The 15803-nt window shown below is 71.7% G+C and carries 14 protein-coding genes; 5 read left to right on the top strand and 9 right to left on the bottom strand.

Going from position 1 to position 15803, the window contains the following annotated elements:
• Nucleotides 1-14: 14 nt before the first annotated feature.
• Nucleotides 15-644: a hypothetical protein gene (locus FHX52_RS20890; RefSeq protein WP_141824292.1), complete on the bottom strand. Its 630-nt coding sequence runs from the start codon at nt 642-644 to the stop codon at nt 15-17.
• A 204-nt stretch (nt 645-848) separates the two neighbouring features.
• Nucleotides 849-1457: a TetR/AcrR family transcriptional regulator gene (locus FHX52_RS20885; RefSeq protein WP_141824291.1), complete on the bottom strand. Its 609-nt coding sequence runs from the start codon at nt 1455-1457 to the stop codon at nt 849-851.
• A 74-nt stretch (nt 1458-1531) separates the two neighbouring features.
• Between FHX52_RS20885 and FHX52_RS20880 the strand changes: the two genes are divergently transcribed.
• Both FHX52_RS20880 and FHX52_RS20875 read left to right on the top strand, forming a co-directional pair.
• Nucleotides 1532-3301, top strand: coding sequence for an MDR family MFS transporter (locus FHX52_RS20880; protein WP_281288046.1), 1770 nt, complete (start codon nt 1532-1534; stop codon nt 3299-3301).
• Nucleotides 3302-3545: 244 nt separating this feature from the next.
• Nucleotides 3546-4367 (top strand): oxidoreductase, encoded by an 822-nt coding sequence (locus FHX52_RS20875; RefSeq protein WP_141824290.1) that lies wholly within the window; start codon nt 3546-3548, stop codon nt 4365-4367.
• A gap of 245 nt (nt 4368-4612) precedes the next feature.
• On the opposite strand, the gene FHX52_RS20870 is transcribed toward FHX52_RS20875, so the two are convergent.
• The 4 genes from FHX52_RS20870 to FHX52_RS20855 form a co-directional block, all read right to left on the bottom strand.
• Complete coding sequence (locus tag FHX52_RS20870) at nt 4613-6046, bottom strand: dihydrolipoamide acetyltransferase family protein (RefSeq protein ID WP_141824289.1); 1434 nt, start codon at nt 6044-6046, stop codon at nt 4613-4615.
• Nucleotides 6047-6061: 15 nt separating this feature from the next.
• Nucleotides 6062-7048 (bottom strand): alpha-ketoacid dehydrogenase subunit beta, encoded by a 987-nt coding sequence (locus FHX52_RS20865; RefSeq protein WP_141824288.1) that lies wholly within the window; start codon nt 7046-7048, stop codon nt 6062-6064.
• Nucleotides 7048-8202, bottom strand: a complete 1155-nt coding sequence (pdhA, locus tag FHX52_RS20860; protein ID WP_141824287.1) for a pyruvate dehydrogenase (acetyl-transferring) E1 component subunit alpha — start codon at nt 8200-8202, stop codon at nt 7048-7050. The genes FHX52_RS20865 and pdhA overlap by 1 nt, the downstream gene beginning before the upstream one ends.
• 262 nt (nt 8203-8464) lie before the next feature.
• Entirely contained in the window at nt 8465-9838 is a 1374-nt protein-coding gene (locus FHX52_RS20855) for an AAA family ATPase (RefSeq protein ID WP_141824286.1), read from the bottom strand.
• 262 nt (nt 9839-10100) lie between these two features.
• Between FHX52_RS20855 and FHX52_RS20850 the strand changes: the two genes are divergently transcribed.
• The 3 genes from FHX52_RS20850 to FHX52_RS20840 are packed head-to-tail and all read left to right on the top strand — an operon-like array spanning nt 10101 to nt 12970.
• Nucleotides 10101-10472, top strand: a complete 372-nt coding sequence (locus FHX52_RS20850; RefSeq protein ID WP_141824285.1) for a hypothetical protein — start codon at nt 10101-10103, stop codon at nt 10470-10472.
• Between the two features lie 3 nt (nt 10473-10475).
• The gene (locus FHX52_RS20845; protein ID WP_141824284.1) at nt 10476-11342 is read left to right on the top strand and encodes a hypothetical protein; all 867 of its coding nucleotides are present in this window, start codon (nt 10476-10478) and stop codon (nt 11340-11342) included.
• On the top strand, nt 11339-12970 hold the full coding sequence (locus FHX52_RS20840; protein ID WP_141824283.1) for a phosphotransferase: 1632 nt from the start codon (nt 11339-11341) through the stop codon (nt 12968-12970). The genes FHX52_RS20845 and FHX52_RS20840 overlap by 4 nt, the downstream gene beginning before the upstream one ends.
• A 16-nt stretch (nt 12971-12986) precedes the next feature.
• Here FHX52_RS20840 and FHX52_RS20835 read toward each other — a convergent pair whose 3' ends face one another.
• Genes FHX52_RS20835 through hisC form a run of 3 tightly spaced genes read right to left on the bottom strand, consistent with a single transcriptional unit; the run spans nt 12987 to nt 15660 of the window.
• Nucleotides 12987-13769 (bottom strand): hypothetical protein, encoded by a 783-nt coding sequence (locus FHX52_RS20835; protein WP_141824282.1) that lies wholly within the window; start codon nt 13767-13769, stop codon nt 12987-12989.
• A complete protein-coding gene (locus tag FHX52_RS20830) occupies nt 13766-14488 on the bottom strand; it encodes a hypothetical protein (protein WP_141824281.1) in 723 nt (240 codons plus the stop codon). The genes FHX52_RS20835 and FHX52_RS20830 overlap by 4 nt, the downstream gene beginning before the upstream one ends.
• Nucleotides 14489-14523: 35 nt before the next feature.
• Nucleotides 14524-15660 (bottom strand): histidinol-phosphate transaminase, encoded by a 1137-nt coding sequence (hisC, locus tag FHX52_RS20825; protein WP_141824280.1) that lies wholly within the window; start codon nt 15658-15660, stop codon nt 14524-14526.
• Nucleotides 15661-15803: the final 143 nt, after the last annotated feature.

Raw genomic sequence — 15803 nt, 5'->3', positions numbered from 1 at the left:
AGGGGCGTCAGGCGTCAGTCGCGGCTTTGCCGACGGTCGACGACGACGTAGGAGACCGTCGCGATCGCGACGTTGCCGGCCCGGTCGTGCGCGACGCACGTCACCGTGTGCAGCCCGAGGCGGCGGGTGCTGAGGGCCCGGTTGCCGTTGCAGCTCTGCCGCGCGATACCCGAGAGCGCATCCTGCGCGCGAGACGTCGCCACGACGATGCCGAAGCGCGTGACCACCGCGCGGGTCACGACGGGGTGCAACGTCGGAGGGGTGCCGTCGAAGCGGTAGGAGAACGCGCCGTAGGGGGCGCTCAGACCGGCTCCGTTCGTGCAGGTCCCGTAGACGGTCTTTGGCACCACGGACTCGACGGTCTCGATGGCCCCGCCGTGACACGAGAAGATCCCGCTCTCGGCGTCCTGCGCCGTCCACACGTAGTCGGTCGCCTCGTTGTACCAGCCGTCCTCGTTCGGCCCACCGAGGACGGCGAGCGACTGCGGGGGTGTCGTGTCGAGGACGGACGCGGCTGCTGCGGCCGGCCTCCCGTGGGCCTCCCGCGGGCCACCGACGAGGCCGAGGCCACTCCACGCGACGACTGCCAGGACGACCATCCAGATCGACCCCGATGCCACGCCGTGCTCACGCATGCTCTGCATGTCGCGCTCCTGTGCCTCGGCGCCGGTGCGGCGCCTTTCACGGTCGGAGTCTGGACGCGGGGCCGGTGATACCGGCTTTCTCGCTGCGGGCTGCAACTCGTGGGACAGCTCACCCACAGCGCGACAAGGCGGGCAGGTAGCGGGGTTGCTTGGGGTTGCTTGGGGTTGCTTGGGGCCGTGCGTGGGTTGCCGGGGTTGCGCGGGTCAGCCGAGGCCGACGGCGATGCGGGCGAAAGCCGCGTCGATGTTGCTCTCGAGGTCGCCCGAGCCGCCGTTCTGCTGGTGCTCGATGCAGGCCCGGACGGCGGCGATCGCCACGGCGACCGTGATCCGGGGCTCGAGGGCGCTGCCGGGTGCGACGCCGAGGCGCCGTTCGAGCGCCGCGGTCAGGGCGTTCTCGATGCGGATGTTGTTGCCGACGAGGGCGGGGGCGAGCGACGGCTCGCCGAGCAGGATGCGGCGACGCCGCGTGCGCAGCTCGCGGTCGATCGAGGCCGGGGCGAGCATGCCGGCGAGGATGCGGCGAAGCGCGCCGATCGGAGACTCCCCGTCGCGCACCTCCTCGAGCTGGGCGGCATACGACTCGAGCTCCTCGCCCGTCGTGCCGATGACCGCGGCCTCCTTGGACGGGAAGTAGTTGAAGAAGGTGCGGGCGCTGACGCCCGCGCGCGCCGCGATCTCCTCGGTCGTGACGGCGCTGAAGCCCTTCTCCTCGACGAGGTCGAGGGCGGCAAGGTTGAGCGCCCGGCGCGTCTCGCGCTTCTTGCGCTCGCGCAGGCCGCACGTCTCGTCGGTCAGCAGGTCCGTGCTCATGGCTCCATGGTGCCACGCTACATGCACCCTCTGCAATTTTGCAGTGACTGCACAATCGGCGTACGGTGGTGCCCATGCCACAGACTTCCCAGGGGGCCATCACGGACGCCACCACCCACCGCACGAGCAGCCGCGCTGCCGCAACGACCACCTCGAGTGGCGCTGTCGCGCCGGCCTCGTCGGCCACGTCGGCCAAGGCGCCGGGCCTCGACCGCCCCACCCGCAACATCTTCATCGCGCTCATGCTCGGCATGCTCGTCGCCTCGATCAGCCAGACGATCGTCGGGCCCGCGATGCCGCGCATCGTCGCCGAGCTCGGCGGCATCGACCACTACTCGTGGCTCGCCACCGCAGCGATGCTCGTCAGTGCCATCACCGTGCCGATCGTCGGCAAGATGAGCGACCTCTACGGCCGGCGCGGTTTCTACCTCGGCGGGCTCGTCGTCTTCATGGCCGGCTCGGTCCTCGCCGGCTTCGCCCAGAACTTCTGGTGGCTCATCGCCGCCCGCGCCATCCAGGGCATCGGCATGGGCACGCTGATGCCGCTGTCGCAGACGATCATCGGCGACATCATCCCGCCGCGTCAGCGCGGCAAGTACCAAGGCCTCATGGGAGGCGTCTTCGGCCTCTCCTCGATCCTCGGCCCGCTCGTCGGCGGATTCGTCACCGACAACTGGGGCTGGCGCTACCTCTTCTTCATCACCCTGCCCGTCGGGGTCGTCGCCTTCTTCGGCATCAGCCGCTTCCTCCACCTCGAGCACACCCCGCGCGAGACGGTGATCGACCGGGCCGGCATCGGTCTGCTCTCGATGACCCTCATCCTGCTGCTCGTGCCCACCTCGCTCGGTGGCACGACCCTGGCCTGGGGCTCCCCCGCCATCCTCGGCATGTATGCCGCCGGCATCGTCGCGCTCATCGCCTTCATCGCCGTCGAGCGCCGGGCCGTCGAGCCCGTCCTGCCGCTGCGCCTCTTCAAGAGCTCGCTCTTCACCCTGTCGAACATCGCGGCCTTCATGGTGTCGGTCATGATGTTCGGCGCGATGATCTACCTGCCGGTCTACGCCCAGGGCGTGCTCGGCGCGTCGGCCACCAACTCCGGCCTCATCCTCATGCCGATGTCGGTCGCCATGATCGGCCTGTCGATCATCTCCGGTCTCGTCATCACCAAGACCGGCCGCTACAAGCTGCAGACGATCGCAGGCATCCTCATCATGGGTGTCGGCTTCTGGCTGCTCACCCAGCTGCACTACGGCTCGAGCCAGCTCGACCTGACGCTCTCGATGATCGTCTTCGGCATCGGGCTCGGCATGGCCCTGCAGGTCTTCACCCTCATCATCCAGAACTCCTCGCAGCGCAAGGACCTCGGCGTCGCCACGGCGTCGACCCAGTTCTTCCGCAACGTCGGATCGACTGTCGGAACAGCGGTTTTCGGCACGATCATGACGAGTGGTCTGGCAGGCAACATCGCCTCGCACCTGCCGGCGTCGGTAGTCGAGCAGATGCAGGCCTCCGGTCAGCAGGTCAGCGCCGGTTCGGTGCTCGACCCGGCAGCCCTCGCAAAGCTGCCCCCGCAGATCGCGACGGGCGTCCAGCAGGGTCTCGCCGACTCGCTGCACACCGTCTTCGTCTGGGGTCTCGTGCCCTTCGCCCTTGCCCTGCTCGCCGCCCTCTTCATCAAGGAGGTGCCTCTGCGCGACACGGTGCACACGCCCGAGGAGGCCGGCCGCGAGCTGCTCGACACGATGTCGCAGAGCGCCGACGAGGAGCCCGTCGAGCCGCTCGGCCGCGGGGGCGGCAACACCCGCACGAGCGAGCGCACCGAGGCACCGGTCCCCGTCAGCTGACAACGCCCACCCCGTCGAGAGGCCACCTTTCGTCGCCTCCCCCCGTCGAGAGGCCACCCTTGGTCGCCTCCCCCCGTCGAGAGGCCACCCTTGGTCGCCTCCGCACAGTCGAGAGGCCACCCTTGGTCGCTTTCGCACAGTCGAGAGGCCAGTTCTCGTCACGAGGACTGGCCTCTCGACCGTCACCACGCGACAAGCTGTGGCCTCTCGACGGTGACCGGGGGACGCGGCATACGGTGGCGGGATGAGCAAAGTAGCCCTCGTCACCGGCGCGTCATCCGGCATCGGCGAGTCCATCGCCATCCACCTCGCGGCGACCGGGTGGACGGTGTATGCCGTTGCGCGCCGTGTCGAGCGCATGTCCACCCTTGAGTCGCGCGGGGTCACGACCTTCGCGATGGACGTCACCGACGACGCGTCCATGGTCGCGGGCATCGACCGCATCATCACCGAGCAGGGCCAGATCGACGCCCTCGTCAACAACGCGGGCTACGGCTCCTACGGCCCCGTCGAGCACGTGCCGATCGACGAAGCCCGACGGCAGTTCGAGGTCAACGTCTTCGGTCTCGCGCGCCTGACCCAGCTGGTCATCCCGCACATGCGCACCCGTCGTCGCGGGCGGATCGTCAACATCTCAAGCATCGGCGGCAAGATCTACGAGCCCCTCGGCGCCTGGTACCACGCGACGAAGTTCGCGGTCGAAGGCTTCAGCGACAGCCTGCGCATCGAGCTGGCGCCGTTCGGCATCGACGTCGTCATCGTCGAGCCGGGGCCGATCATCTCGGAGTGGAACACCATCGCCCGCGAGGGCATGGTCGAGCGGTCGGTGGGCACCGTCTACGAGGATCTGGCGCGACGCATGGCCGTCATGTTCGAGCGCGTCGACACCCCGCGGATGAGCTCAGGCCCCGAAGCGGTCGCCGAGAAGGTGCTCAAGGCCCTGGAGACCGTCAACCCCGCCGCCCGCTATCCGGCTGGTCGCGGCGCCCGGGCGATCGTGACGGCCCGGCGGCTCCTGCCCGACCGGGCGATGGATGCCCTCGTGAGGCGAGCCTCGGCAGGCTGATTCGCGCCAACCCGGAGCGACGAAGAGTGGCCACTCGACGCGCCCTCAGCGACGAAGAGTGGCCACTCGACGTGTGCTGAGCGACGAAGAGTGGCCACTCGACGTGTGCTGAGCGACGAAGAGTGGCCACTCGACGTGTGCTGAGCGACGAAGAGTGGCCACTCGACGTGTGCTGAGCGACGAAGAGTGGCCACTCGACGTGGGAGGAGCGGCAGGTTTTGGCCACTCGACGGGGTTGGAGGCGGTCAGCCCCAGACGAGGGCCTGGGCCGGGTCCTCGAGGATGGCCGCGAGGTCGGACAGGAAGCGGCTGCCGAGCTCACCGTCGATGAGGCGGTGGTCGAAGCTGACCGCGAGCTGCGTCACATGCCGGATCGCGATCTCGTCGGAGCCGTCGACCGCGGTGACGACCCACGGCTGCTTGCGGATCGCTCCGAAGCACACGATCGCAGACTCACCCGGGTTGATGATCGGGGTGCCGCTGTCGACGCCGAAGACGCCGACGTTGGTGATCGTGATCGTGCCGCCGGACATCTCCGCCGGCTGCGTGCGACCCTCGCGGGCCGTCGCCGTCAGCTGCCCGATGGCCTGGGCGAGCTCGAGCATCGTCAGCGCATGGGCGTCCTTGATGTTCGGGACGATGAGGCCACGCGGCGTCGCCGCGGCGATGCCGAGGTTGACGTAGTTCTTCTGCACGATCTCCTGGGCCGCCTCGTCCCAGGTGGCGTTCATGCCCGGGTTGCGACGGATCGCGAGGACGAGGGCCCTGGCGAGGACGAGCAGCGGGGTGACCTTGACGTCCTTGAACTCGCGGGTGCCCTTGAGGCGCTCGACGAGCTCCATCGTCTTCGTCACGTCGAGAGTGATCCACTCGGTGACGTGCGGCGCGGTGAACGCCGAGCCGACCATCGCCTGCGCCGTCATCTTGCGCACGCCCTTGATGGGGATGCGCTCCTCGCGCTCGCCCGACCCGAAGGGCACGCGGTATGCCGTGCCGCCCGGTGCCGCAGCCACTGCCGAGTCCGCCTGTGGCGCAGTCGAACCCGAGACGTGCGCGTTGACGTCGTCGCGGGTGATGACACCGTCGGGGCCGGTCGGCGTGACGGCGGCGAGGTCGATGCCGAGGTCCTTGGCAAGCTTGCGCACCGGCGGCTTGGCCTTGGGGCGAGCACCGTCTGCCGCCTGCGCCGGAGCCGGAGCGACGACGGGCGCGGCCTGCACCGGCGCCGTCACGACGGCCACCGGGGCAGCCGCGGGGGACACGGGCGGCGCGGACCGACCGGACGGCATACCTGCGCCTGAGTTCTTGCGAGCGCGGCGGGCGGTGGCGCCGGCTTTGGCGCCGTAGCCCACGAGGATGGCCTCTGAGGCGCCCTCGGCGGGAGCGGCCTTCTCGCCGGGGATGGACGGTGCGGCCGCGGGGGCGTCGTCGCCGCCGAGACCGTCGTCGATCGAGATGATCGGCGTGCCGACGTCGATGGTCTGGCCGACCTCGACGAGGAGGTCCTTGACGGTGCCCGCCCACGGGATGGGCAGCTCGACGAGCGACTTCGCGGTCTCGATCTCGAGGACCATGTCGTTGACCTTGACGGTGTCGCCGGGGGCGACCTTCCACTCCACGATCTCGGCCTCGACGAGGCCCTCACCGGGGTCGGGCAGGTTGAACGTCTTGATTGCCATGTGTCGCAGCCCTTCTCAGTACGCGAGCGCGCGGTCGACGCCGTCGAGGATGCGGTCGAGGTCGGGGAGGAACTCCTCCTCCATCCGGCTGGGCGGGTAGGGGATGTTGGCCCCACCGACGCGGATGACCGGCGCCTCGAGCTCGTAGAAGCACTGCTCGGTCACCTGCGCGGAGATCTCCGACGCCATGCCGAGGAAGCTGCTCGCCTCGTGGACGACGACGAGGCGACCCGTCTTGCGCACCGACGACACGATGGTGTCGATCGGCAGCGGCGAGAGCGAGCGCAGGTCGATGACCTCGATGCTCGTGCCCTCGGCCTCGGCCGCTGCGGCGGACTCGATCATCGTCTTGACGACCGGACCGTAGCCGACGAGCGTCACGTCGGTGCCCTGACGGATCACGTTGGCCTCGAAGAGCCCTCGCGGTGCCGACGCTGCGGCGGTGTCGTACTCCGCGCGGTCGTGGTAGCGCCGCTTCGGCTCGAAGAAGATCACCGGGTCGTCGCACGCGACGGCCTGCCGGATCATCCAGTGGGCGTCCTCCGGGTTGCTGCACGCGACGACGCGCAGGCCCGCGGTGTGGGCGAAGTACGCCTCGGGGCTCTCGGAGTGGTGCTCCGGGCTGCCGATGCCGCCGCCGAAGGGGATGCGGATGACCATGGGGATCTTGAGGGCCCCGAGCGAGCGAGCCCGCATCTTGGCGACCTGGCTGACGATCTGGTCGAACGCCGGGTAGACGAAGCCGTCGAACTGGATCTCGCACACCGGGCGGTAGCCGCGCAGGGCCATGCCGACCGCGGTGCCGACGATGCCCGACTCGGCGAGCGGGCTGTCGATGACGCGCTCCTCGCCGAAGTCCTTCTGCAGGCCCTCGGTGATGCGGAAGACGCCGCCGAGCTTGCCGATGTCCTCACCGATGAGCACGACCTTGGGGTCGGCCTCCATCGCCTTGCGCAGGCCGTTGGTGATGCTCTTGCCGAGGGTGACCTTCTCGAGTGCCATCAGTTCGCCTCCTCGAAGCTCGCCTTGTAGGCGAGGTAGGCGGAGCGCTCCGCCTCCATCACGGGGTGCTCCTCGGCGTAGATGTGGTCCCACATCGTCTCGCCGGGCATCGTCTTCATCGTCACGCAGCCCTCGCGCAGCTCGGCGGCGAAGCGGTCGGCCTCCTCGTCGACGGAGGTGAAGTAGGCCTCGTCGGCCATGCCCTCGTGGGCGAGGTAGGACTTGAGGCGCAGGATCGGGTCGCGGAACTTCCACTCCTCGACCTCGGCAGACACGCGGTACTTCGTCGGGTCGTCGGCGGTCGTGTGCGCGCCCATCCGGTAGGTGTAGGCCTCGATGAGCAGCGGGCCGTTGCCGTTGCGGGCCTCGTCGAGGCAGTGCTGCGTCACGGCATACGTCGCAAGGATGTCGTTGCCGTCGACGCGCACGCCGGGGAAGCCGAAACCGCGGGCGCGCTGGAAGAGCGGGATGCGGGTCTGCTTCTCGACGGGCTCGGAGATGGCCCACTGGTTGTTCTGGCAGAAGAAGACGACGGGAGCGTCGAAGCTCGCCGCGTAGACGAATGCCTCGTTGACGTCACCCTGCGAGCTGGCGCCGTCACCGAAGTAGCAGATGACCGCCGTGTCGCGGTCGGGGTCGCCGGTGCCGACGTTGCCGTCCATCCGCATGCCCATCGCGTAGCCCGTCGCGTGCAGGGCCTGTGCGCCGATGACGATCGTGTAGAGGTGGAAGTTGTGCTCGGCCGGGTCCCAGCCACCCTGGCTGACGCCGCGGAAGAGCTGCAGCGAGCTCTGCGGGTCCATGCCGCGCACGAAACCGACGCCGTGCTCGCGGTAGGTCGGGAAGACGAAGTCGTGCGGCTTGAGGGCGCGGCCGGAACCGACCTGGGCCGCCTCCTGACCGAGCAGGCTCGGCCACAGCCCGAGCTCGCCCTGGCGCTGGAGGGCGTAGCCCTCGGCGTCGAGGCGCCGGATGAGGACGAGGTCGCGGTAGAAGCTCCGCAGCTCGTCGGCCGTCAGGTCCGCGACGTACTTGTCGTAGTCGGGGTGGGACACGCGCTGCCCCTCCGGGGTCAGCAGCTGGATCATGTCCGGGCCGCCGTCGCCGACCGAAGGGGTCGGCTCGTGCAGCTCGGCGACTACCTTGTCGCTCACAGGGCGCTCCTTTGCCGGTGGGCCGGCCTGGGTCGGGCCGCGCGCGGGGATCACCCGCTCGACGGCTGTGTCACACGCGGCTGCCGAGGTGACGGCTGACACGTGCGGGTCCTCGGGACGGAACTTACCGGAGCCTCCCGAGAATCTCACAATGCGGGACGACAAGGCGCCCCGGCCCAGCAGGTATGCCGTCCGGTCGCCTCGCGCTCGCCCGGCCCGGCCCGTGGTCCGACGTGGGGTGCGCCTCGGGTCGGTGGCCGTGTCAGCGGCGGCTCCCCCACGTCCACGCCGGGGTGGTGAGCAGGCCCTGGCCCTGCACGAAGGTCTCACCGAGGTCCTTGACGAGGGTGATGGGGTGCGCGGGGGTGCCCAGCCCGACGCCCGTGTCGTCGGCACCGGCCTCCTCGTCGTCACCGGTGGAGTCGACGCCGAGCTCGGCCACGAGATCGGCCGAGTGCGACACGACCATGACCTGGCTGCGCTCGGCGGCCTCCCGGATGAGCCGGGCCAGCGGCGGCAGCAGGTCGGGGTGGAGCGAGGTCTCGGGCTCGTTGAGGACAAGCATCGGGGGCGGGTCGACGGTGAGCAGGGCGGCGACGAGCAGCAGGTAGCGCAGGGTGCCGTCGGAGAGCTCGGCGCTCGTGAGCGGGCGCAACATGCCGGGCTGGTGCAGGGCGACGTCGAAGCGGCCACCCTCGACCGCCACGTCGAGGATCGCGCCGTCGAAGGCGTCGGCGACAGCCCGGTCGAGCACCGAGCGGCCGTCCTCGCGGATCGTCTGCAGGGCGGCTGCGAGGTCGTGGCCGTCGTCGGAGAGGACCGGTGTGCGTGTGCCGACGTGCGCCTGGCGGGCCGGGGCCGCGGCATCGGCCCGGAACGAGTCGTAGAAGCGCCAGCCCCGGATCATCCGCCGCACCCGGATGAGCTCGGGCGCCCGCTCGGGGTCGGCGAGCTCGGTCAGCATGCTCTCCCACGGCCGCAACGACCGGGTGAGCTCGACCCAGCCACGCTGCGCCGCCTTCGGGCCGGCAGCCGCGCCGTGAGCCGCCACCCCAGTGCCGCGCTGCGAACCGCCGGACGGGGAAGGGTCCGACTCCCACTCGTCGTCGCCGCCCCACTCGTCGTCCCACCCGTCGTCGGCGCCCACCGGCGCCCGCGTCTCGACCCGGCCCCAGCGGCGACGCACGAGCACCGAGCCCGGGCGCATGACCGGCCCCGCCCACACCACCTCGCGCTTGATCTCAGGGTCGCGCAGGAACGCCGAGGCGCCCGCCTCGTCGGCCGACCCAGACGACTGCTGCGGCAGGCCGAGGTCGACGAGGTAGCCGATGTCCTCGGTGGCGAAGCCGAGCCGCAGGCTGATCGGGCCCTTGCGCGCCGTGCCCTGCACGGCGTGCCCCTCGCGCCGTGCACCGCCGAGGGTCGCGGGCCCGGCCCACAGCGCCGACTGCAGGCCGCCCTCCCTGGCCAGCGTGCCGACGACGTCACCGCGCCCGCACCCAGCGAGCAGCCGCAGCGCGCGGTAGAGGCTCGACTTGCCGCTGCCGTTCGCGCCCGTGACGACGTCGAGCCCGTGCAGCGGCACGACGACGTCGCGCAGCGAGCGGTAGCCCGAGACGGCGACGGTGGTCAGCATGCGCAGACCGTATGCCGCAGCGCCGACAGCCCCCGCAACTCCCGCCAGCCCTGCAAGCCGCCAGCCCCGTCAGCCCCGTCAGCCCGACGACGCACACCGCGCCCGTCACGCCGACCGAGCCGGACGGCATACCCCTGCGGGTGGGGTCCGCCACCGCGTATCACCGCCTTGGCGCGGCGCCTCTGCTCGGTGGTGATCCGATCCGGATTCCCCTCACCGCCACGGTCACTGGGGGCGTGGCAGCGATCAGAGGAGCCAAACCATGGGGTTCTACATCAAGGACCTTTACGTCCACCGCGTGCCGAAGTTCCGCTGGCACGACCCACTCACGAACCCGCCCACGATCCCGGAGACCTCACCGATCATCCGGGCGTCCGCGCTGTCACCGCACATCGCCGTCGGACGTGGCGGAGGCGGCGGGGTGGGCCTGCCGGCTGACGACAACACGCTCTACACGATCCCGACGCCGATCACGCCGATCGTCTTCCCCGGGAGCCGTCTCGAGGAGACCGACCTGCAGCTCGTGCGCGACAACCTCCAGGTCACCCTGGATGCCGTCAACCGCCAGATCGAGTCCATGCAGGCCACCGGCGAGGACCTCGCCTACGTCGCCTCCGTCGTCGGCAAGGGCTGACCGATGTCACACCCCTCCGGTGGGCGCCTCGCCGAGCTCACGCGCGCTGCCGTGGTGCGGGCCGCGGCGCTCACCGGACGGGTGGACGTCGCGACGAGCGACCCGGCAACGCTCGCCGCGCTCCTCTACCGGGCCGGGGGATCCGTGCCCGACGGGCGGCTCGACCCGCGGTGGGCGGGTCACGTCGTCACGGCAGCCGAGCGCACCGCGCGTGCTGGGCTGGCCGGGCACGCGCGCACCTACGGGGAGCACTGGCGCAGCTGGACGGCCACCGATGTCGACCCCGCGACGCTCGTGCACAAGATCTACGTGAGCCCCGCCGTGTGCGACCTCGGCACGACGCTCGGCGTCATCCTCACGCACGCCCCGTTGCTCGGTGTGCCGGCGTGGAAGGTCGGGGCCGACCTCGCCGGTCTGCACCGTGCCGACAAGATCGTGCTCTACCTCGCGAGCGCCGAGCGTGCCGACAAGGTGGCCGCCACCCTGTCCTTGGCGCTGGGGAGCTTTGCGGCACAGGGTGTTCCGTTCACCGGCCAGGTGGGCGCCACAGGCATCGTGTCACGTGGCCGCGACGTCGCCGGCACGAGCTGGCGCGCCGACGTATGCCGTCAGGTGGCCGAGGCGCTGTGCGCGAGCCGCGCGGAGCTGGGCACTCATGCCCTCGCTGCCGAGGTCGCCGATGACGCGCTCGCTGGGCTCGCCGAGCACGGCCTCGACGTGCACTCCTGGCACCCCGCGGGCGACGAGCTCCACGAGCAGGCCACTGCTGCAAGAACATTCCCGACCCGACCGACAACAGCAACGGGTGCCCCGAGTCGCCTCCTCACCTCCGGAGCGCGACGGACCCGAGCCGAGGTGAGCTGCGCATGACCGTCGCCGACGTCCGCTACGTCCTGCCGACCGACGCCGAGACCGTGGCCCTGCCCGACCACGGCGAGGTGCTCCTCGCCCGCCGCGGCAGCCGGGTGACGCCCCAGCTGCTCTCCGCGGACTCGATGCGGCTGCTCGAGCAGTTCCGCACCCCCTCGACCCTGACGCAGGCCATCCTCGGCTACTGCTCGGCGACGGCGAGCGATCCCGTGTCGACCCTCGAGGCCGCCTTCCCCGTGCTCGTCGCCCTCACCCACGCCGACCTGCTCGTGCCCGACGGGTCCGACAGCGCAGCCGCCATGGAGGACCGGCAGCGCGTCGGCGAGGTCGCCGGCCCTGCCACGATCACCGCTCGGCTGCGGACCTTGCGCGACAGCGAGATCTGGCGCGGGGAGCTGTGCGACGGCACCGCTGTCGTCGTCAAGATCGTCGACGACGCGGCCTTCGGACCGGATCTCTTCGCCCGCGAGGTCGCCGCGCTCTGCCGCCTCTCCCCTCTCGCCGGCACCGACGTGCCCCAGCTCGTGTGGCGCGAGGCGTCGCCGACCGGAGGCACGCTCGTGCTCAGTGAGGTCGTCGGCGACCCCGTCGACCTCGCCGTGGCCGACCGCGACGACGACGACCGGCGCGCCGTGGCAGTCGCCGTGCTCGATGCCTACACCGCCCTCCACGATCGCGGCGTCCTGCACGGCGACGTCCATGCGGGCAACGTGCTGCTCCGCCCCGACGGCACCGTCACCGTCATCGACTTCGGGCTGGCCCAGCTGGCCGATGCCACGGCCGAACCGGGGATGCCCGTCCCCCGGGCGGCCGGCGGCGAGGGGCTCGACCCCTCCTGCGCCAGGGCCCTCCTCCGCGACCGAGCCCTGCCTCCGCTCGACACGGCATCGGAGCAGTACGCGATCGCCGCGCTCGTGCACCGTGTCCTCACCTCCACCTCCTACCTCGACCTCGCCTGCGAGCGCGAGGAGGCCCTGCGCCGCATCACGGCCGACGAGCCCCGCCGCTTCGCCGCCGTCGGCGCGGCGCCGTGGCCCTCGGGCGAGCGGGTGCTGCGCCGCGCTCTAGCGAAGTCACCGGCCGAACGCTTCGCCTCGACGACCGCGCTGCGGGACGCGCTCGCGTCGGCCACCCGTGCGAGCAACGGCGACACCCGGGCGAGCAGCGGCGCTGCCCGGGCGGGCCTCGTAGCCGTCGCCGACGAGGGCACCCACCCCGAGACCGAGCTCCGCCGCGCTGTCGAGGCGCTCGAGGTCGACGGCGCAGTCTGGCAGGGCGCCGACCCCGACGAGGCCGCCCACGCCGCCTGGTTCCTCCAGCGCGTCGCCGACCTCTCGGGCGACGTCACGGCCCACGACCTGGCGGCGGTGTGGACCCTGCGCGCCGGCGGCTCACTGCCGACGGCACCCCGGCCCGACGAAGGGGTCACGCGGGCACACGGCGAGCTCGACGCATACTGCCGCACGGGCCACGACGTGCACCTGCGGCGTGCCCGCGCCATCGCCACCCGGCTCGGCACCGCACCGGTCTGGCGGGTCGACGTGCGACGCGGCCGGTGGGCCAGCGTGCTCGCGACCCTCGAGTGCGAGCGCCCCGCCGACGCCCTGCTGCCCGGCAGCCCTGCCTGACAGGGCGCGCGCGCCGTCAGCCCGCCGGGGGTCGGAAGCGGTCCTCAGGAGTCGCGCCGTCGGTGAAGCCCACGCCGGCGTTGCGCTCACGACCCGGCCCGCCACCGCGATCGGCGCTCGACGCTCCTGCGTCCCGGAGCACGGCCGTGCCGACCCGCGGCGCCCGTCCGGCTGCCTCCCGCTCCGCATCCTCGTCCTCGTCCGCACGCTGCCGCCCGCGCGCCGCCACCCGGCCGGCGACCGCGACGAGCTGCCGAGCCAGGCCGAGCACGGGGCGCCACACCATGAGCACCAGGGCGATGAGCAGGAGCACGGCAGCCGCCAGCTCCACCCGCCCCGCCGGCAGCGTCTCGAGCTCGAGGCCCGTCTCCGCCATCTCGTAGAGGGCGACGGTGCCGAGCCGCTCGAGCAGCGAGCCCCCGACGACGGCCAGGGCGAACGCCACGCCGGCTCCCCCGAGCGCGCGCCCGTCCGGGCCCCGGCGGAGCAGCCAGGTCAGGCCACCGAGCAGGCCCGACAGGCAGGCGAGGCCGAGCCAGTAGGCAGGTGCGACGTTGGTGACGGACACCTGGTCGAGGTCGGCCCCCTCGATCGAGTAGCGACCCCAGCTCCACATCTGCTGCGCGAAGTAGGCAGAGGGCCCGTCCGGGCCGATGGGCTGGGAGATCCGCATCACCGGCCAGATGATCGTCGCGGCGGCGAGCACGGCGCCCAGCACCGCCGGGACCGCGGCCGGCAGGCGCCCCCGGACGAACGGCATATGCCCCTCGACCTCACGCCACCGCGCGACCGCGCTCATCGACCCTCCTCGTCGGTCAAGCCCACCTCGGGGCCCGACAGGCGAGCACCCTTGGGCCGCAGGCCAGCTCGTGCTGCCACCGCGTCCGGATGCCGTCCGGTGGGCTCCTCGCCCTCCGGACCCTCCGCGTCAGCCGGCAGGCGGGGGCAGAAGTCTGCGACGAGCCGCACGACCATGAGGGCGAGCGCCACGACAAGCACTCCGGCCGCGGCGGTCTCGAGCCATCCGGCCGTCGTGGAGCCGTTGGTCACGGTGAGGCCGGCCTCGCTCGCGATGACGTCGCGAAACGCGCGTCCGTGCCGCTCGGCCGAGGTGGTCAGCAGGCGACCGGCCAGCAGCGCCAGTGCGATCGGTGCCAGGACCAGCCGCGGACCACGCGAGAGCACCCAGACCGCGACGGCGACGACGGCCAGCACGAGCAGGGTCACGGCCACGGCGAGACCGACGGGGTTGGGGACGAGCCCGAGCTCGACGCCGGTGAGACCGGTGAGCTCGACCCGGCCCCAGCTCCACTGCGACTGCCCGGAGAGGAGGTCGCCACGCTCGCGGTCGGCGACCGCCTGCACCCAGGTGGGCGCGACGACGGAAGGCGCCGAGAGGGCGACCCCGAGCAGCGCGACCGCCCCGGCCTGCCAGCGACCGGGCACCGGCCGAGCCGAGCTCACGCCGCCGAGCAGCCGGTCGCGCATCAGTCGGGCGCCCCCGCCATCGCTCGCCACCTTCGCCACCCCCGTCGCGCCTGCGTCGACCGAGGTCAGCGGGCGCCGAAGGCGGCTGCGACCTCGATGAGGCGCGAGTTCGCCTCTGCCTCACCGATGGTCACGCGCACCCCGTCGTCGCCGTACTGCCGCACCATGAGCCCGGCCTCTTGGCACGCGTGCGAGAAGGCGGTGGAGTCGCTGCCGAGCGGGAACCAGACGAAGTTGGCGTCGCTGCGGGGCAGCTTCCACCCCTGGTCGGCGAGGGCCAGTACGACCCGATCACGCTCTGCGACAAGGGAGTCGACCCGCTCCGACAGCTCGTCGAAGGCATCGAGCGACGCGATCGCCGCGACCTGGGCAAGGGAGTTCACCCCGAACGGGGTGGCCGTCTTGCGAAGGGCGGCGGCGACGGGAGGGTGCGCGACGGCATACCCCACGCGGAGGCCGGCGAGACCGTAGGCCTTGGAGAAGGTGCGCAGGACGACGACGTTGGGGCGGTGGCGCCAGACCTCGAGGCCGCGCACCGCCTCGGGGTCGCGGACGAACTCCACGTAGGCCTCGTCGACGACGACGATGATGTCGCTCGGCACCTTGTCGAGGAAGGCCTCGAGCTCGTCCTGCCGGACGCACGGCCCGGTCGGGTTGTTGGGCGTGCACACGAGGATGACCCGCGTCCGGTCCGTGATCGCCGCGAACATCGCGTCGAGGCGGTGGCGTGCCTCGGCGTCGAGGCCCACCATGACGGGCTTGGCCCCGGCGAGCTGCGTGACGATCGGGTAGGCCTCGAAGGAGCGCCACGCGAAGACGACCTCGTCGCCGGCGTCGCAGGCTGCGGCGACGATCTGGGCGAGCACGGCGACCGACCCGGTGCCCGTCGCGAGGCACTCCACCGGCACGTCGAGCGCGGCGGCGAGCCGTTCCGTCAGGGCGGTCACCGCCATGTCGGGATAGCGGTTGATCGTCGTCGCGCCGTCGCCGATGGCGGCGAGCACCGACGGCAGCGGACCGTAGGGGTTCTCGTTGGACGACAGCTTGTAGGCGGTGACGCCCGGAGGAGCCGCGGCCGCCTTGCCGGGCTTGTAGTCGGGCATCCGACCGAGCACCTCGCGGAGCCGGACGGCGGCCTCGGGGGCGCCCGTCACCTCCCTCGGCGGTGCACTCTCGGTCACACTCTCGGCGGCGTCGCTCATACCCGAACTCTAGAGGGGTGTCCACGGCGACGCCCGCCCCATGGACGCGGTCCTGACGCCGGACCCCGACTGTGGCTAGGCTCACAGCGTCGAACCAGCGCCGCGTCGACATCTTCCTCATGCCCACACAGACGAAAGTCCAC

This window comes from Humibacillus xanthopallidus, assembly GCF_006717145.1.
In the GTDB taxonomy this organism is placed as follows: Bacteria; Actinomycetota; Actinomycetes; order Actinomycetales; family Dermatophilaceae; genus Humibacillus; species Humibacillus xanthopallidus.
This window is presented reverse-complemented; position numbering and strand designations above follow the sequence as displayed.